Annotated in this window: 15 protein-coding genes; 4 read left to right on the top strand and 11 right to left on the bottom strand. The window is 66.2% G+C overall.

Translation table 11 applies throughout. The features are described from left to right. Positions 1–56 precede the first annotated feature (56 nt). From tsaE to ubiE, 6 genes are all read right to left on the bottom strand, one after another. On the bottom strand, positions 57–1,613 hold the full coding sequence (gene tsaE / locus JQ566_RS14100) for a tRNA (adenosine(37)-N6)-threonylcarbamoyltransferase complex ATPase subunit type 1 TsaE (protein ID WP_212372826.1): 1,557 nt from the start codon (positions 1,611–1,613) through the stop codon (positions 57–59). Then, on the bottom strand, positions 1,610–4,114 hold the full coding sequence (locus JQ566_RS14095) for a sensor histidine kinase (RefSeq protein ID WP_212372825.1): 2,505 nt from the start codon (positions 4,112–4,114) through the stop codon (positions 1,610–1,612). Before JQ566_RS14095 ends, tsaE begins: the two co-directional genes overlap by 4 nt. Before the next feature lie 190 nt (positions 4,115–4,304). Then, positions 4,305–4,763, bottom strand: coding sequence for a dUTP diphosphatase (dut, locus tag JQ566_RS14090; RefSeq protein ID WP_212372824.1), 459 nt, complete (start codon positions 4,761–4,763; stop codon positions 4,305–4,307). Further along, on the bottom strand, positions 4,760–6,211 hold the full coding sequence (gene coaBC, locus JQ566_RS14085; RefSeq protein WP_212372823.1) for a bifunctional phosphopantothenoylcysteine decarboxylase/phosphopantothenate--cysteine ligase CoaBC: 1,452 nt from the start codon (positions 6,209–6,211) through the stop codon (positions 4,760–4,762). Before coaBC ends, dut begins: the two co-directional genes overlap by 4 nt. Before the next feature lie 57 nt (positions 6,212–6,268). Continuing rightward, a complete protein-coding gene (gene ubiB / locus JQ566_RS14080) occupies positions 6,269–7,843 on the bottom strand; it encodes a 2-polyprenylphenol 6-hydroxylase (protein ID WP_212372822.1) in 1,575 nt (524 codons plus the stop codon). Then, a complete protein-coding gene (ubiE, locus tag JQ566_RS14075) occupies positions 7,840–8,601 on the bottom strand; it encodes a bifunctional demethylmenaquinone methyltransferase/2-methoxy-6-polyprenyl-1,4-benzoquinol methylase UbiE (RefSeq protein WP_212372821.1) in 762 nt (253 codons plus the stop codon). Before ubiE ends, ubiB begins: the two co-directional genes overlap by 4 nt. An 81-nt stretch (positions 8,602–8,682) precedes the next feature. Between ubiE and mutM the strand changes: the two genes are divergently transcribed. Then, positions 8,683–9,564, top strand: coding sequence for a bifunctional DNA-formamidopyrimidine glycosylase/DNA-(apurinic or apyrimidinic site) lyase (mutM, locus tag JQ566_RS14070; protein ID WP_212372820.1), 882 nt, complete (start codon positions 8,683–8,685; stop codon positions 9,562–9,564). Positions 9,565–9,728: 164 nt separating this feature from the next. On the opposite strand, the gene JQ566_RS14065 is transcribed toward mutM, so the two are convergent. Together JQ566_RS14065 and JQ566_RS14060 are read right to left on the bottom strand one after the other, a co-directional pair. After that, a complete protein-coding gene (locus JQ566_RS14065) occupies positions 9,729–10,472 on the bottom strand; it encodes a ParA family protein (protein ID WP_212372819.1) in 744 nt (247 codons plus the stop codon). 364 nt (positions 10,473–10,836) lie between these two features. Continuing rightward, the gene (locus tag JQ566_RS14060; protein ID WP_212372818.1) at positions 10,837–12,195 is read right to left on the bottom strand and encodes a serine protease; all 1,359 of its coding nucleotides are present in this window, start codon (positions 12,193–12,195) and stop codon (positions 10,837–10,839) included. 288 nt (positions 12,196–12,483) lie between these two features. Between JQ566_RS14060 and JQ566_RS14055 the strand changes: the two genes are divergently transcribed. After that, complete coding sequence (locus JQ566_RS14055) at positions 12,484–13,287, top strand: HesA/MoeB/ThiF family protein (protein WP_212372817.1); 804 nt, start codon at positions 12,484–12,486, stop codon at positions 13,285–13,287. 9 nt (positions 13,288–13,296) lie between these two features. Here JQ566_RS14055 and JQ566_RS14050 read toward each other — a convergent pair whose 3' ends face one another. Continuing rightward, positions 13,297–14,304 carry an aldo/keto reductase gene (locus tag JQ566_RS14050; protein WP_212372816.1) on the bottom strand — a complete coding sequence of 336 codons (1,008 nt, stop codon included), beginning with the start codon at positions 14,302–14,304 and terminating at the stop codon, positions 13,297–13,299. 118 nt (positions 14,305–14,422) lie between these two features. On the opposite strand from JQ566_RS14050, the gene JQ566_RS14045 reads away from it, so the two are divergent. Further along, complete coding sequence (locus tag JQ566_RS14045; protein ID WP_212372815.1) at positions 14,423–15,334, top strand: LysR family transcriptional regulator; 912 nt, start codon at positions 14,423–14,425, stop codon at positions 15,332–15,334. Positions 15,335–15,337: 3 nt separating this feature from the next. Here the strand turns inward: JQ566_RS14045 and JQ566_RS14040 are convergent, their stop codons facing one another. Beyond that, a complete protein-coding gene (locus JQ566_RS14040) occupies positions 15,338–16,339 on the bottom strand; it encodes a 2-hydroxyacid dehydrogenase (protein WP_212372814.1) in 1,002 nt (333 codons plus the stop codon). Positions 16,340–16,665: 326 nt separating this feature from the next. Between JQ566_RS14040 and JQ566_RS14035 the strand changes: the two genes are divergently transcribed. Beyond that, positions 16,666–17,196: an SH3 domain-containing protein gene (locus JQ566_RS14035; RefSeq protein WP_212372813.1), complete on the top strand. Its 531-nt coding sequence runs from the start codon at positions 16,666–16,668 to the stop codon at positions 17,194–17,196. 140 nt (positions 17,197–17,336) lie between these two features. Here the strand turns inward: JQ566_RS14035 and irrA are convergent, their stop codons facing one another. Beyond that, the gene (gene irrA, locus JQ566_RS14030; RefSeq protein ID WP_027546833.1) at positions 17,337–17,828 is read right to left on the bottom strand and encodes an iron response transcriptional regulator IrrA; all 492 of its coding nucleotides are present in this window, start codon (positions 17,826–17,828) and stop codon (positions 17,337–17,339) included. Positions 17,829–17,894: the final 66 nt, after the last annotated feature.

Raw genomic sequence — 17,894 nt, 5'->3', positions numbered from 1 at the left:
TGCCTCGCCGTCAGAATACCGAGGTCTTGGCTAACAGCCGGTAAATCGGCCCCAAATCAGGCTTGAGACGCCGGTTGCGACGGTTCTTGAGACGGTCCTTGGGGCGGCGGGACGTTGGCGAGATACCAGTCGCGCAAACGGGTGAGGGCGGGATGCGCCAGCGAGCGCTGGAGATAGGTCCAGATCCGCGGCTGATGGCGCAGATAATGCGGCTTGCCGTCGCGGCGGTTGAGCCGGGCGAAGGTGCCGAGCAGGCGCGTATTCCGCTGCGCCGACATGATGGCGTAGAGCTCGGCGAAGCCGGCGGCGTCGAAGCTGGTGTCCTGCGCCCGCCGTGCCTTGATGTAGCGCGACAGCAGCGTCAGCTCGAGACTTTCCGGCACGTCGATGCGGGCGTCCTGGAGCAGCGACACCACGTCGTAGGATTGCGGCCCGAGCACGGTGTCCTGAAAATCGATCACGCCGACGCGTTCGATGCCCGAGCGGCCAGCGAGCCAGATCAGATTGGGCGAATGATAGTCGCGGATGATCCACGTCTTCGGCGCCGCCAACGGCGTCTTCAGCAGTTCGCGCCACATCGCGACGAATTCGGCGCGCTTCTCATCGCTTAGCGGCGCGTTGCGATCGGGCAGATACCATTCCGGCATCAATCCGATTTCGATCAGCAGCGCCTCGATGTCGAAGAGGGGGATCTCGTAAGTCTGCCCGTCCAGCGGCAGCGTCTCCGGCAACGCCCTGCCGTGCAGCATCGCCAGCACGTCGGTCGCGGCCTCGTAGCGCTCGGCGATCGGGCGCGGCGGATCGCCCTCGATCACACCTTCGCTGCCAAAGTCCTCGGTGATCAGGAAGCCGTGGTCGAGATCGGAATGATGGATCGCGGGCGCGGAGATGCCCTGGGCCCGCAGGCCCTCGTCGATGGCGACGAACGGCCTCACGTTCTCGGCGAGATGCACCGCAGCGCTGTAGGATTTTCCGCTGTAGAGGGCCGCGCCGTCGGGCCGCTGCGGGAAGTTCATGAGGATGACGACTTCGTCGCCGCGCAGCAGCCGCGCATAGGAGCGCGTCGAGGCGTCGCCATTCATACGCCGTCGCGTCGCGTCGATATAGCCGGATGCATCGAGGAATTCGCGCAGCGCCTTCAGCCGCGCGACCTGCGCAGCGCCCTTGCCATGGCCGGTGATGTCGGCGGCGCGCGCATTCGATCCCAGCGCCGGCCGGTGCGTCAGCGCGATGTCGATGCGATCCGCGGGCATCGCCGACGGTGCGCGCTCGGGCCATTCGATCAGCACCAGCGTGGCATCGGGGAACGGCGACAGCCCGATCTCCTCGAGCTCGCTCTCGTCCTCGACGCGGTAGAGATCGGCATGCAGCACCGGGAAGGGCGGCAGCTCATAGCCCTGCACCAGCGTGAAGGTCGGGCTCGGCACCTCCAGCGCCTGGTCGTCGGCGAGGTAGCGGATCAGGCTGCGCGCCGCCGCGGTCTTGCCGGCGCCGAGATCGCCGGTGAGGGTGATGACGTCACCGGGACCGACCAGCAGCGCGAGGTCGGCCATCAGCTGCGCAGTGGCCGTCTCGTTGTGAAGCGCGACGGAGAATGTGGTTGTTTCAGTCATTCGGCGGCGTCGCGATGCGCCGCCTGGTCGGTCGGGAAATCGCAGATCACGACCGTGCCCCGGCCGACGATCGAATCCACCCGCACCTTGCCGCCATGCAGCTCGACGAAGGAGCGCACCAGCGATAGGCCGAGCCCGGCGCCGCGGTGACGCGAGCCTTGCGAGCGGCTTTCGAACCAGTTGAACACCTTGTCCTTCATGTCGGCGGGTATTCCAGGTCCGGAATCTGTCACGGTGAAGACCACGCTGCGTTCGGTGCGCCGCGCGCTGATGCCGACGGTGGAATCCTGTGGAGAAAACCCGACGGCGTTGGCGAGGAGGTTATAGAGCACCTGCACCACGCGCTTTTCGTCCCCGATGAAGCTGCCGACATCGGGCGCGATCTCGACCTTGAGGCGGATGCGGTCGGTGGCGAGCCGGTCCTGGATGCCCTCGGCGGCGAGCTCGATGGCCTTGCTGACGTCGACTTGGCCGAGTTCCAGCTTCATCGCGCCGGCGTCGATGGTCGCGAGATCGAGGATGTTGTTGGTGAGCGCGAGCAGCGCGTTGGTCGATTTGGTGACGTAGTCGAGATATTCGGCCTGCTTCGGCGTCAGCGGCCCGGTCGAGGGATCGCTGAGGAAATGTGCAAAGCCGATGATGGTGGTGAGCGGCGAGCGCAGCTCGTAGGAGACGTGGTGGACGAAATCCACCTTCATCTGGTCGGCGGCCTCCAGCGCCTCGTTGCGCTCGCGCAGCGCGCGCTCGACATTCTCGGTGTCGGTGATGTCCTGGAACGTCAGCATGGTGGCGCCGTCGGGCAGCGGCCGGATCATGCCGTCGAGTACGCTGCCGTCCTTGCGCTCCAGCTTCAGCGGCACGTCGGCGCGGTTTTCGATCGAGGTGATGGCCTCGCGGATCTGGCGCCAGACCACGGGTTCGTCGAACAGCTGATGGCACCAGCCTTCCACCGTCTGGATATGCGGCTCGTCGCGCATGGCATCGCTCGACAGCTTCCACATCCGGACGAAGGCCGGGTTGAACAGCTGCGCCTTGCCGTTGCTGCCGAACACCGCAACGCCTTCGGCGAGGCTGTCCAGCGTCTCGCGCTGGACGCGGATCATGCCGTCGAAGCGGCGGGCCAGCTCGAGGCTCTCGGTGACGTCGTCGAATAGATAGGTGACGCCGCCTTCCGGGTTCGGCGTGGTGACGACGGAGAGCGCGCGGCCGTCGGGCAGGTACCAGGTGTCCTTGGCGGTCTCGACCGCGCGATAGGCGTCGTGCAGCTTGGCTTTCCAGGCGCGGAAGTCCGGCTGCTCCGGCAATTTGCGCGCGGCGCGAAGCTGGTCGAGTATGCTGGAATCGTCGGGGTCGGCGTCGAGGAAGGTGCGGTCGAGGTCCCACAGCCGCCGATAGGAATCGTTGTAGAAGGCGAGACGGCGATGGCCGTCGAACACGGCGACGCCGGAGGAGAGCTGGTCCAGCGTGCGGCGATGCGCCTCCGCCATTCGCACCAGCGCCGAGCTCAGCGCATCCGCCTCGCTGGCATCGATGGCGACGCCGACGCTGCCGCTGCCGACATTGAAGGCGCGTACGTCGTAGATGCGCCGCTCGCCGCCGATCACGATCGGTAGCCGCGAGCTGAAGTTGGCCGCGTCCTTCAGCCCCCGCTCCATCGCGGTGCGGTCGGCGCTGTCGAGCAGTTCGAGCTTGCGCTCCTGCGCATCGGTGACGCTGGTCGCCTCGGTGGCACGGACATAGGCCGGGTTGGCGTAGGCCAGCGCGCCGTTCTCGCCCTTGGCCCAGATCGGCCAGGGTGCGGCGGCGGCAAAGCCGCGCAGCATCTCGCTCTCGTCGGAGAGCGCCTTGTAGCGCAGATTGGTCTCGGCCAGATCGCGGCGTAGTCCTGAGAGTTCGCGAATCCGGACAATGGCCTGGCCGCCGATGGCGCGGCCGATGGCTTCCAGCGTGTGGCCGTGCGCCGTGGTCAGCGTCAGCTGGAACCCGTCGCCGCGGTCGCGCAGCGCATCGACCGCGTGGTCCATCTGCAGCGCGGGTTCCGGCGGCAGCCAGGTTCCGAACGCCAGCACGCGCTGCGGCGAGGAGTCGCGCGCCAGCACCATCGAGACGTCGCCGGAAATCTGGGCGCGATTGTCGCCGGCGGGCCAGGAGATCAGGATCTGCGGCTCGGCGAACAGCAGCGCGCCGAAGCGGTCGGCCTGGAGTTGCAGTTCCCCGATCCGGGCGCGCAGCCGCGCCTCGTTCTGCGCCGTGCGCACCCGCGTGCGCATCAACAGGATTGCGGCCATGACCGAGAAGCCGAGCAAGGCCAGCGCGGTGGCGAGCACCGCGAGTTCCTGCCGGTTGAAATCCAGCATGATGGAGAGGGTGTCGACGAGGTCGGCGGCCTCGGCCGGCGCAGCCGGCAGCAGCGCTGCGAGAGCGCCTCCCACCAAGCCGTTGCGCGCCAGCGATGTGCACGACAGCAGCGTCCGACGCATCGACACGATCACGCCTGACATAGTTGCCCCAAGACCGCACGAATTGACGCGCGGCGACCCCCGTCGCGCGCGAATCAAAAGACAATACCCTCACCGCGACTCCGCCGGTAAGAGTCCAGATCGTGAACGCAAAGGAGGCCCCCCAAAAATGCCGGACGCGGTGTTCCGAGTCACGTAATTCTGCGGGTGATTCGGCTGGGATTGCCGTGCGTTAGCGGCCGGTGGAGCCGAAGCCGCTGGCGCCGCGGTCGGTCGCGGACAAGGTCGTCACCGGAACCAGCGCGGCCTGCACCACGGGGGCGATCACCATCTGGGCGATGCGTTCGCCGCGCTTGATCACGAAGGGCGCCGCACCGTGGTTGATCAGGATCACCTTGATCTCGCCGCGGTAGTCCGCATCGATCGTGCCCGGCGAGTTCAGCACGGTGACGCCGTGCTTGGCGGCAAGCCCGGAGCGCGGCCGCACCTGCGCCTCGTGCCCGGGCGGCAATGCGATCACGAGCCCCGTCGGCACCAGCGCATATTGGCCCGGCACGAGCGTCATCGGCTCGGCGTCCGGAACCGCGGCCATCAGATCGAGGCCGGCTGCCTCGTTGGTCTGATAGGCCGGCAGCGCCAGACCTTCGGCATGGGCGAGGCGTTGCAGTTCGACCGTGACCTTCGTGCTCAAGATGCCGTCTCCCGGGATTTTTCGGTCACGCTCCTTGCTATGTGCGCGACCAGTTCGATGGCGACCTGTTCCTTGGTCATCACCGGCCAGGAATCAACTGCAATCTCGCCGTCCTTCGCACCGTTCTTGCGGCTGAGGAGGTGGACCGTGTTGCGGTCGCCGCCCATCACGCCGGTCGCCGGCGAGACGTCGTTGGCGACGATCCAGTCGCAGCCCTTGCGCGCGAGCTTGGTCTTGGCGTTGTCGATGAGATGCTCGGTCTCGGCGGCAAAGCCGATCACCAGCGGCGGGCGCTTGTCGCTGAGTTTTGAAATCGTGGCGAGGATGTCGGGGTTCTCGACCAGCTGAAGCGGCGGCATGCCGGCCGCGGTCTTTTTCAGCTTCTGCTCGCCTTCGTTGGCGACGCGCCAGTCGGCGACCGCGGCGGCGAAGATCGCGATGTCGGCGGGGAGTGCGGCCTGCACCTGCTCCAGCATCTGCCGCGCCGATTCGACATGCTTCACTGTGACGCCAGCGGGATCATCGAGTTCGACCGGACCGCTGACCAGAATCACTTCAGCGCCGGCGGCCTGCGCGGCGGCGGCAATGGCAAAACCCTGCTTGCCGGAAGAGCGGTTGGCGATGTAGCGCACCGGATCGATCGGCTCGTGCGTGGGGCCTGCGGTGATCAGCACGCGCTTGCCGGCGAGCGGCTTCGGCACCGGCGGCCGCAGCAGGCGCTCGGCGGCATTGGCGATCTCGATGGCTTCCGACATGCGGCCGATTCCGGCTTCACCCGCTTCGGCCATCTCGCCCGAGTTCGGGCCGATCAGCACGACGCCGTCGCGCTGGAGCTGCGCGACGTTGCGGCGCGTCGCCGCGTTGTTCCACATCAGCGGATTCATCGCCGGTGCCAGCAGGATTTTTCGGTTGGTCGCGAGCAGGATGGCGCTGGCGAGATCGTCGGCGTGACCGTTCGCCATCTTCGCCAACAGGTCGGCTGTCGCAGGCGCCACCACGATCAGGTCGCAGTCGCGCGCAAGGCGGATGTGCCCGGCGTCGAACTCGCTCTGCGGGTCGAACAGGTCGGTATAGACGCGCTCATGGGAGAGTGCGCTCACCGCCAGCGGTGTCACGAATTGCTGCGCCGCCTTGGTCAGCACGCAGCGGACCTCGATGCGGCGCTCCTTCAGCCTGCGGATCAGGTCGAGCGATTTGTAGGCCGCGATCCCGCCGCCGATGATCAGGGTGACGCTGGCCTCAGGGACGGCGCCGGTGCGCTGAGGCGCCGGGGTGGCAGACGCTGCCGGCGGTACCGCAAACGGCGTCAGCGGCTCCTCGCGGCCCTCGATCAGCTCCCGCAGGATGACCCGGACCTCTTCCTCGACCGACCTGCGGTTCTTGGCCGAGCGCAGCCGCAAATAGGTTTTGACGGCCTCGTCGAGCTTGCGGATGGTCAGGCTTGCCATGACGCCCCTCCAGCACGGAATGATAGCGATGCTATCATTCGCATGATTGCAGTGCAATCATAGATTCCGGACGGCGATCAGGATCCCGATGAAGGTCGCGGCGATGATCCAGAGCGCCACGGTGCGCCAGCGGTTCTTGCGGCCTTCGCTGCGCCCCATCGCCGCGATGCTCTCCGGCGACAGGCTTATGCCCTCGCGCGTCATGGTCTCGAGCTGCTCCAGCACCTTCACCGACCGCTCGGCGATCTCCGGCAGGCGCATCAGCACGCGCGCGATGTCGCCGGTCCCGGCAAGTGCGCCCTGCACCCGGCCGATCGGCCCGAGATTGCGCTCGATCCATTCGCGCACCACGGGGTCGGCGATCTTCCAGATGTCGAGCTTGGGATCGAAGCCGCGCGCCACGCCCTCGACCACCACCATGGTCTTCTGCAGCAGGATCAGCTCGGGCCGCGTCCTCATGTCGAACAGGCCGGTGACCTCGAGCAGCAGCGTCAAGAGCCGCGCCATCGAGATCTCCTCGGCGGTGCGGTTGTGAATGGGCTCGCCGATGGCACGGATCGCCTGCGCGAAATTCTCCACCGAATGGTGCGCGGGCACATAGCCCGCCTCGAAATGCACCTCGGCAACGCGGCGGTAGTCGCGGGTGATGAAGCCGAGCAGGATCTCGGCAAGGAAGCGCCGCTCCTTCATGCCGAGCCGGCCCATGATGCCGAAATCGACCGCGACGAGACGGCCGGTATCATCCAGGAACAAATTGCCCGGATGCATGTCGGCGTGGAAGAAACCGTCGCGCAGCGCATGGCGCAGAAAGCTCTGGATCACCTTGCGGCCGAGATCGGGCAAATCGACCTGCGCCTCTGCGAGGCGCTTGTGATCGTTGAGCGCGATGCCGTCGATCCACTCCAACGTCAGCACGTTGTGCGTGGTGCGATCCCAGTCGACGGTCGGCACGCGGAAATCGGGATCGCCCTGCGTGTTCTCCGCCATCTCGGACAGCGCGGCTGCTTCCAGCCTCAGGTCCATCTCCATCGCCACCGAGCGCGACATGGTGTTGATGACTTCGACGAGGCGCAGCCGCCGCGCCTCGGCCGAATAGGTTTCGGCCCTGTGCGCGACGAAGAAGAAATCGGAGAGATCGCGGCGGAAACGTGCGGCGACGTTGGGCCTGAGCACCTTGATCGCGACCGGCTTGCGGACGCCGTCGCGCAAGACTTCGCCGCGATGCACCTGCGCGATCGAGGCGGCGGCGACCGGCGGGCCGAAGCTCGCGAAGATGTCCTTCAGCGGCCGCTCCAGCGAGGTGGTGATGGCGGCTTCCGCCTCGGCTTGCGAGAACGGCGGCAGGCGGTCCTGGAGGCTTTCGAGGTCGCGCGCCATGATGACGCCGACCACGTCGGGGCGCGTCGCCAGGAATTGACCGAGCTTGAGATAGGCCGGGCCCATCCGTGTCAGCGCGCGCGAGATCCGCGGGCCGTGCTTGACGCCGCGCCGTTCGACGATGCGCGCAAGCTTCAGCGCAAGTTGTCCCGGCGGCGGCACCAGGCTCGGGTCGACCGAGCCGAACACGCCTTCGCGCGCAAACACGAACGCGGCGCGGATCAGGCGCGCAATGTGGGTGAAAGCAGAGATCACAAACGCCAGCCCGAGTGCAGTGCGACGATGCCGCCGGAGAGTGTCTGCCAGCTGACGCGGGAAAAGCCCGCCTCGCGGATCATGTCGGCGAAGGCGGCAGGCTTCGGAAACTTGCGGATCGATTCGACGAGATATTGGTAGGATTCGGCATCGCCCGTGACCATGCGCCCGAGCGGCGGGATCACCCTGAACGAGAATAGATCATAGAGCTTGTCGAGCCCTGGCATCTCGACGGTGGAGAACTCCAGGCACAGGAAGCGGCTGCCGGGCCTCAGCACGCGATAGGCCTCGCGCAGCGCAAGGTCGATCCGCGGCACGTTGCGAATGCCGAAAGCGATCGTATAGGCGTCGAAGCTGCGGTCGGCGAAGCCGAGCGATTCGGCATTGCCTTCGACGAAATCGACCTGGGTCTCGAGATGGCGCTTGGCGGCGCGCTCGCGCCCCACCGCGAGCATGTCCGAATTGATGTCGCAGACCGTGGCATGGAAGCCGGGGCCGGCCACCTTGGCGGCACGGAACGAGATGTCGCCGGTGCCGCCGGCGACGTCGAGCAGGGCGAACGGCCGGTCGCCCTTGGGCGGGTCGAGCGCGGTGATCATGATGTCCTTCCAGACCCGGTGCAGGCCGCCGGACATCAGGTCGTTCATCAAGTCATAGCGCGACGCCACGCTGTGAAACACATCGTTCACCAGCGTCTGCTTGTCCCCCAGGGGAACGTCTTTGAAGCCAAAATGCGTGGTTTCGCCCGGCCGATCCATTACTCTACTCCACTGGGCGGACCATAGCCTGCCCGCCGCAATGGCGCTATCACACCGCCCTCATAAGGTGAATGCCTGACCATGCCCGAATTGCCCGAAGTCGAGACCGTCCGCCGTGGCCTTCAGCCCGTCATGGAGGGTGCGAAGATCCTCAATGCGGAGGCCCGCCGGCCGGATTTGCGCTTTCCGTTCCAGCCGGACTTCGTGGCCCGGCTCAAGGGGCAGGTCGTCACGGGCCTCGGCCGCCGCGCAAAATATCTCATGGCCGATCTCGCCTCCGGCGACGTGCTGCTGATGCATCTCGGCATGTCGGGCTCGTTCCGCGTCATCAAGCCGGAGAGCGACGCGCAGCCCGGCGAGTTTCACTATCCGAAGGCCAAGGATTCCGCGCACGATCATGTGCTGTTTCGGATGTCCTCAGGCGCCGACATCGTCTTCAACGATCCGCGCCGCTTCGGTTACATGAAAGTGATTGCGCGCAATGCGCTTGAAGACGAGCCGCTGCTGCGCGGGCTCGGACCCGAGCCGCTCGGCAACGAATTCGATGCGGCGATGCTGGCGCGTTCCTGCCAAGGCAAGACCACGAGCCTGAAGGCCGCGCTGCTCGACCAGCGCGTGGTGGCTGGCCTCGGTAACATCTATGTCTGCGAGGCGCTGCACCGCTCGCATCTGTCGCCGCGCCGGATCGCCGCGACACTGTCGACCAAGAAGGGCGAGCCGACGGACCATGCAACGCGACTGGTCGGCGCGATCCACACGGTGCTGAACGATGCCATCAAGGCCGGCGGCTCCAGCTTGCGCGATCATCGCCAGACCACGGGCGAGCTCGGCTATTTCCAGCACTCGTTCAGGGTTTACGACCGCGAAGGCGAAAAATGCACGACGCCGCGTTGTGGCGGCACGATCAAGCGGTTCACGCAGAACGGCCGCTCGACCTTCTGGTGTCCGAAATGTCAGAAGTGACGTAGCGCCGTAGCCCGGATGGAGCCACCGGGTCCGCGCAAAGCGCGGCCCGATGACAGGCTCCGCGAAGCAATCCGGCCGGGCTGGTGGCCGGACCGCTTCGTCGCTCGGGCTCTTTCACCGGATGGCGAAGAGCCCGCCTGTCGTCCGAGCGGTCGCCCCGCTCAGGACGCCAGGGTCGTGGTCTCGTCTGCCGCACGCTCGGTGGCGATGTGCGGCATGCCATCCGTAGCCGACATGACCTGGTCGATCAGGACATTGCTCGGCGCTTCGAGCTCGAGCCGGGTCTCGATCCAGTGCCAGAGGCCGCGGATCTCGTCCGCCGACTTGCCGTTCGGCGCGAATTCGCTCACGGCAAGGCCGCTGGCGAGCGCGTCCTGATGGTCGTTGCGCATCACGATCAGCGGGCGCGCGAGCACCTCGGCGAGATCGAGCGCGGCTTCCTCGGCGAGCGCGCCCGCGGCGTTGTCGATACGCTGGCCGCGGATCGGCGTCTGGTTCAGCACGAAGCTGTAGGGCCGCTTCCAGGCGCGCGCGGCGCTGAGCGTCGAGGCGGTGGCCTCGATATCGGCGACGCTCGGGCGGGCCGGGATCAGGCAGAGATCGGAATGGCGGATCGCGGCGGCGGTGGCGGCGCTGAGGCCGGCCGCGGTGTCGACGATCGCGAGCTGGAGGCCGCCGTCGGCGAGCATGTTCAGGCGCGGCGCGATGTCGGCGGCATGGTAGATCGGCTCGACCACGAGATCATCGGCGGCGCGGCGCCGCTGCCAGTTGGACAGGGTGCCCTGCGGGTCGGTTTCGATCAGGCGAACGGTGAAGCCGGCCTGCTTGGCCGCCAGCGCGAGGCCGATGGCGAGCGTGCTCTTGCCGCTGCCACCCTTTTGGGTGGCCAGTACGATCGTGTGCATTGAAGATCAATCCTTTGGAGTGCTGGGTCAGGAATACGCCACGCGAACGTGCATCGCTTCTCGATGCTGAGCCCTTCTCGCTCAGGACGTGCCGGCCCGATCCAAAGGGGATCGCGGAGGTCCGAATCAACGGTAGCGATGATGGCGGAATCGCGAATGCCAGCGAATCCGTACCATTACCGGACCCGTAGTCGTACGTGGGATGGTGCGCAACCGTGCCCCGGACAAAGCGCAGCATGCGCTGCAGCGCCGGGGCCCAGAAAGCCACCTGCACGGAATTCGAGGAAGCATGGGTCCCGGCTCAGCGGAGCGGCATTTCATGCCGCACCGCGTCCGGGACACGAGAATGGAGTGCTTGCAGCGCTTACTTCCGCACGCAGATCACGCGCACGACGGCGGCTTTCGCATCCGTCGACGTGCCGTTTGCGGTGACGGCGTTCGCCTTGACGAAATTGCGCACCGTCTCCGCGGAGACCATCAGCGCCTGTGATGCCGGCACCGACGTTGCGGGCCCTGCGACCATTGCCGGCTTCAGCAGCGCGATGCCGGCGAACTTGCCGTCGCCGTCGATCGCCGGACCACCGGAAAATCCCACCGCCGGTGGCGGAGACAGTGCGGAGTTGCTTGAGGTGACCGGCGCCAGCGACGCCTTGAGGCTCGACACGCCGGCCGCACCGCCCTGGCTCTGCGGATCGGCGATGCCGACGACATCGACATTCGCCTTCGCTGCACCGCCGGCGAGGCTGAGCGGCTTCAGGCCGCGCGCGCCGTAGATGTGCAGGAGCGCGAGATCGTGCTCCTTGTCCTCGGCGAGACGGTCGGCGCTGCCGTGGCCGGCGATCGTGATCGCGAGGCAGCCATCGGTGACGAGGCGGTCGGTGACGATCGCACCATCGTCGCTGACGACGATTCCGGTGCCGTATTCGACGGTCTTGCGCGGCGGCGGCCCGGCCAGCACTCCCGACGGAAATGCATTGAACGCGCTCGACATCGCGATCACGACCGGATCGATCGTGTTCTCGGTCGCCTGGTCGTAGAGGATCGTCATGGTGCGGACCTCGTCGCCCTTGAAGGTGCCGCGAACGTAGAATTTCTTCAGGCCCTGCAATCCCGACAGCACGAAGAAGTCGGGCTTCACCACGGTGTAGTTGACCTTGCGCCCGGACGGTTCCTTCTCCAGGTCGGCAAGCTTCGCCGAGGTCGGGTTCGCCTCCTTGCGGCGGCTGAGCAGCACCTGAACCGTGCCGGTCGGCGAGGTCCATTTCGAGCCGTTGGCGTCGCTTGCCTGCTGCGGCACCAGCTTGCCGGGGATGCCGAGCCGGGCGCCGCTGGTCGGCTCCGTCACGATCTTCCAGCCGACCCCCTCCTGCTTCTTTCGCGCCGTCTCGGCGAGCGCGGCGCGCTCCTGCGGATTGAGCACGCCGGTCGGCTTGCCGCCCTTGGCCTTCTGGTATTCCTTGATGGCGTTGACCATGCGCTCGCTGACGTCGCCGGTGATGGCGCCGTTATATTGGCCGGCCCAGGCGAGGTCGGACTGGAGCGCCAGCCGCTCCGCTCTTGCCATGGCATCGGCCGTCGCCGACGGCGTCTGCATTGCGGGAGGCTGAATCGGTACGGTCTGGACCGTTTTCGGCTTGGCGCCGGGGACCTGTGGCGCCGTCATCTGGGCGTTCGCGCCTGTGGCGGCCGCAAACATCAAGGTTGCCGCAAGCATCGATCTCATGACAAATCCAGCCAGCCCATTGAACGCCAAAACATTGAAAAGCATGCCATTCAAGCACATCTCGTTGGTCGCGAACAATGTTGCGGTGGTTCAGGTGGCTTAGAGAGTCGCGAACTCAAGCCCTCATCCTGAGGAGCGGCCTGAAGGCCGCGTCTCGAAGGATGGCCACAAGCGAGATCGGGGCCTTCATGGTTCGCCCGGCGATGCGGAGCATCGTCCGGAGAGCGCGTTCCGCGCTCCTCACCATGAGGATCGAGAGCGAAGGCGCGATAGGAGAGGCGTACGACGATGCTGAGCCCGGACGAACTCGAACGCTATGCCCGCCATATCGTGCTGCGCGATGTCGGCGGTCCCGGCCAGGCTGCGCTGAAGCGGGCCTCCGTGCTGGTGATCGGTGCCGGCGGGCTCGGCGCGCCCGCTTTGATGTATCTGGCCGCCGCCGGCGTCGGCACGCTCGGCGTGGTCGACGACGACGTGGTGTCGTTGTCCAACCTGCAGCGCCAGGTGATCCATACGACGCCCGATATCGGCCGCCACAAGGTCGAGAGCGCGGCCGAGCGGATTGCGGCCCTTAATCCGCATGTCCGCTTTGTCGGTCACGCCACCTGGCTCAACGCCGACAATGCGCTCAGCCTGATCGGCGACTACGACCTCGTGCTCGACGGCTCCGACAATTTCTCGACGCGCTATCTCGTCTCCGACGCCTGCTTCTTCGCCAAGCGGCCGCTGATCACGGCGGCGCTCGGCACCTTCGACGGCTCGCTCACCACCATCCGTGCGCACGAGACGAACGAGCAGGGCGAGTTCAATCCGACCTACCGCTGCCTGTTTCCGGAAGCGCCACCGCCCGGAACCGTTCCGGCCTGTGCCGAGGCCGGGGTCATGGGCGCACTGGCGGGCGTGCTCGGCTCGATGATGGCGCTGGAGGCGATCCGCGAGATCGTCGGCTTCGGCGACGGCCTCGTCGGCCGCCTCCTGATGATCGATGCGCGCGCGATGCGCTTCGAGACGCTGCGCTACGCGCGCGACCCGGCCAATCCGCTCAACGGCGACGGGCCTGTGTTCGAGGATCTCAGCGTCCATCGCACCTGATTGCTGCGGTTACGCCGTCGCCGGCTTCTCGCTGTCGAGATGCGCCATCTGCTCGGCAGCATAGCGCGTGCCGGCTGCAACGTTTGGCGGGAAGGCTTTTGCCAGCGCCGCCAGATGAGCCTGTGTCAGCGTGACCCTGGTCGCGCCGAGCGCTTCGGTGAGGCGGATGCGGGTTCTTGCGCCGACCAGCGGCACGATCTCCTTACCCTGCGCCGCGACCCAGGCAATCGCGACCTGCGCCGGCGTTGCGCCGATCTCGGTGGCGATCGTACGCAGGGAGTCCGCCAGCGCGAGATTGGCGTCGAGATTTGCGCCCTGGAAGCGTGGCGTCATCAGCCGGTAGTCCCTGCCGGCCTTGCCGCTGTCCTTGGTCCAATGGCCGCTGATCAGCCCGCGCGCGAGCACGCCATAGGCCGTGATGCCGATGCCGAGCTCGCGGCAGGTCTTGAGGATGTCGCGCTCGATGCCGCGCTCGATCAGCGAATATTCGATCTGGAGATCGGCGATCGGATGCACGGCGTGCGCGCGGCGGATGGTGTCGGAGCCGACCTCCGACAGGCCGATATTCCTGATGTAGCCGGCCTTCACGAGATCGGCGAGGCCGCCGATGGTCTCCTCGATAGGCACGCTCGGATCGAGCCGTGCCGGGCGGTAGATGTCGATGTAGTCAGTGCCGAGCCGTTGCAGCGAATAGGCAAGGAAGTTCCTGGTCGCAGCCGGCCTGGTGTCCATTCCCGCGAATTCGCCGGCGGGGCCGCGCAGGGCGCCGAACTTCACGCTGATCTGCACCTTGTCGCGCGCGACGTCCTTCAGCGCCTCGCGGAGCAGCATCTCATTGTGGCCCATGGCGTAGAAGTCACCGGTGTCGAGCAGCGTGATGCCGGCATCGAACGCCGCATGGATGGTGGCGATGCTCTCGCCGCGATCGGAAGGACCATAGGCGTCCGACATGGCCATGCAGCCGAGACCGAGGCTTGAGACGGTGGGGCCGGTTGAACCGAGTGTGCGTTGTTCCATGATGGCTCTCCTCGAAAGGCGGCAAGCTGATTGCGCCGCGTGACGAGGCTGATATGCGTCTGCCCGATTGGGCCGATAAGCTGGACAATCCAGAATGGCTTGTTCACAATGGTGAACAATGGCCGAGCCTGACCTGCGCGATCTCGATGTCTTCGTGGCGGTTGCCCGCACCCGCAATTTCCGGCGCGCGGCGGTCGAAATGCGCGTGTCGGTATCGAGTCTTAGCCAGCGCCTGCGCGACCTGGAGGAGCGTCTCGGCGTCCGCCTGATGAACCGTACCACCCGCAGCGTCGCGCTGACCGAGGCAGGCGAGCTGCTGCTGTCGCGGGTGGCGCCGGCGCTACGCGATGTCGGCGATGCGCTGGACCAGATGCGGGGCCTGCGCGAGGTCGCCTCGGGCCGCCTGCGCATCAATGCGCCGCCGCCTGCGGTCGATCTGGTGCTGGCGCCGATGGCCGGGCCGTTCCTGAGCGCCCATCCGCAGGTCGATCTCGACATCGTCAGCGAAAGCGGCTTCGTCGACATCGTCAGCGCCGGTTACGATGCCGGCGTGCGCTATGGCGAGCATCTCGCGCAGGACATGGTGGCGATCCCGCTGAGCGGCCCGCAGCACTATGTCGTCGTCGCATCGCCCGACTACCTCGCGCGCCGCGGCAGGCCGAACCATCCGAAGGATCTGCTGGAACATGATTGCATCCGCGCGCGCTATTCGAGCGGCGTCATGCACGATCTGGAATTCGAGAGAGCCGGGCAGGTCGTGAAGGTCGATCCGCCGGCGAAGCTGATCTCGACCAATATGAACCTTGCGATGCGCGCCGCGCTCGACGGCGTGGGCATCTGGGCCACGCTCGACGGCTATGTCGGCGATGCCGTGAAGTCCGGCGCTCTGGTCAGCCTGATGGAGGATTGGTGCGAGCCGTTTCCAGGTCCGTTCCTGTACTATCCGAGCCGGCGCCAGACGCCGCCGGCACTGCGCGCGTTCATCGATTTCGTCGCGGATTGGCGCAAGCGCGAAGGGCGCGGAAAGTAAACCTCACAGCATGCTCGGCAGCACGCGGTCCGGCGGCTTGTGGGCGTCGAGGAAGGTGCGGATGTTGATGATCACCTTCTCGCCCATCTCGACGCGGCCCTCGATCGTGGCCGAGCCCATATGCGGCAGCAGCGTCACCTTGCCGGCCTTGGCGAGCCGTACCAATTTTGGATTGACCGCGGGCTCGTGCTCGTAGACGTCGAGGCCGGCGCCGCCGATCTCGCCACCCTCGATCAGCTTGATCAGCGTGTCCTCGTCGGTCACCTCGCCGCGCGCGGTGTTGACGATGTAGGCGTCCTTGCGGATCAGCTTCAGCCGCCGCGCCGAGAGCAGATGGTAGGTCGCGGGCGTGTGCGGGCAGTTCACCGAGATGATGTCCATCCGCGCCAGCATCTGGTCGAGGCTTTCCCAGTAGGTCGCGCCAAGCTCTTCGGCGATGACAGGGGCGACGGGACGGCGGTTGTGATAGTGGATCTGCAGGCCGAAGGCACGGGCGCGGCGCGCCACCGCCTGGCCGATGCGGCCCATGCCGACGATGCCGAGACGTTTTCCCCCGATGCGGTGGCCGAGCATCCAGGTCGGCGACCAGCCCGCCCAGGGCTTTCCTTCCGTCAGGATCGAGGCACCTTCGATCATTCGCCTGGGCACGGCGAGGATCAGCGCCATGGTCATGTCGGCGGTATCTTCGGTCAGAACCTTCGGCGTATTGGTGACGGTGATGCCGCGGGCATGGGCGGCTGCGACGTCGATGTTGTCGACGCCGTTGCCGAAATTGGCGATCAGGCGGAGCTTGCAATCAGGCTGGTTCACGACATCGGCGCTGATCTGATCGGTCACGGTCGGAACCAGCACGTCGGCGGTGCGCGCGGCTTCCGCGATCTGATCGGCCGACATCGGCGTATCGTCGAGATTGATCCGCGCGTCGAACAGCTCGCGCATCCGCGTCTCGATCGAATCCGGCAGCTTGCGCGTCACTACGACGAGGGGCTTTTTCTTCACCGACATGTCCTGCTCTCATGAGGCGTCGCAGGCCGCCTCTGTCGTCAAAGGCCGGTCGTTGAGGCCTCATTAACCCGGTTGTTCGACACTGCCCTTGCCGTGTCCGTCCCCGGCGTTTCCTCCAAGCTCTCCCGACATTTCCGGCTGGAAAATCGGGGCAAACTGGTTGTTCAAGTGCTCGTCCTCTCTAGCAGAAGGCCGGGCCAAGACAAGAACCACGGGCTCAAGGGTTGGAACCCGCGTGGGGCGGGATGCAGGGGCAGACGCGGCAGGGTTTTTGGAATTCGGGGTGAGGATCCGGCCTGGCCGGGTCTTCGACAGGAGACAGGTTGATGGCGTTGGGGCGTTTTTGTTCGGTGTTGGCGCTCGTTTGCACTTGGTTGAGCGCCTCGATCGGCCCCTCGCATTCGGCGAAGGATACTACCCCGCAGACCGCCAGCGGCTTGCCGGTGCCGCGCTATGTCAGCCTCAAATCGGATCACGTGAACGTCCGCGCCGGCCCGACCAAGGACAATGACGTCGCCTGGGTCTACACCCGCGCCGGCCTGCCGGTCGAAATCACCGCCGAATTCGAGAACTGGCGCCGGGTGCGCGATTCCGAAGGCGCCGAGGGCTGGGTCTATCACTCGCTGCTGTCGGGCCGCCGCACCGCGGTCGTCACCATGAAGCACAAGGACGACCTCGCCCCGATCTATGACCGGCCCGATCCCGACAGCGCGGTTGCGGCAAAGCTCCAGGCCGGCGTCGTCACGCAGGTCAAGAAGTGCACCGCAAGCTGGTGCCGCGTCATCGGCAACGGCTTTGACGGCTGGATCCAGCAGGAACGCCTCTGGGGCGTTTATTCGGACGAGCAGGTGAATTGACGCGATAGAAGCGAGCTATTGCTCCAGCGTCATGCTCGGGCTTGTCCCGGGCATCCACGCTCTTCTGACTAGTCCCAAGACGTGGATGGCCGGGACAAGCCCGGCCATGACGACTAAATCAACGGTTTAGGACTGATGCTTCAGCGCTTCTTGCGCAGGCGCACGACCATATCGATGCGGGAGATCTCGTAGCCCTCGGGCACCTCCGGCATCTTCGACAGCGCCAGATGCGGATCCTCGATGTCGACCAGCTCGTGGCTGTTCTCGAGGTAATAATGGTGGTGGGTGGTGACGTTGGTGTCGAAATAGGTCTTGGTGCCGTCGACACTGACCTGGCGGAGCAGCCCGGCATCGGTGAGCTGGTTCAGCGTGTTGTAGACGGTCGCCAGCGACACCGGGACCTTGGCCAGCGTCGCTTCCTCGTAGAGCATTTCAGCCGTGAGGTGGCGTGCGCCCTTGCCGAACAGGAGCCAGCCCAGCGCCATGCGCTGGCGCGTCGGACGGAGCCCCGCGGACTGGAGCATTTCGTTAACGTCGTGCCAGGGGCAGCCGGTCAGGGCCGGCTGGCGGCCGGACAGAAGGGCCGCGGCATGGACGTCGTCGTCGTGATGGGGCGCGGTATTCTCGCTCATTTCCAGATTTCGGGCACGCGTGAACAATATCTCTCTGTAATATAAGAACAGAAAGATGCAGATGCA

The sequence above is a fragment of the Bradyrhizobium sp. SZCCT0231 genome, assembly GCF_018130245.1.
Taxonomy (GTDB): domain Bacteria; phylum Pseudomonadota; class Alphaproteobacteria; order Rhizobiales; family Xanthobacteraceae; genus Bradyrhizobium; species Bradyrhizobium japonicum_F.
This window is presented reverse-complemented; position numbering and strand designations above follow the sequence as displayed.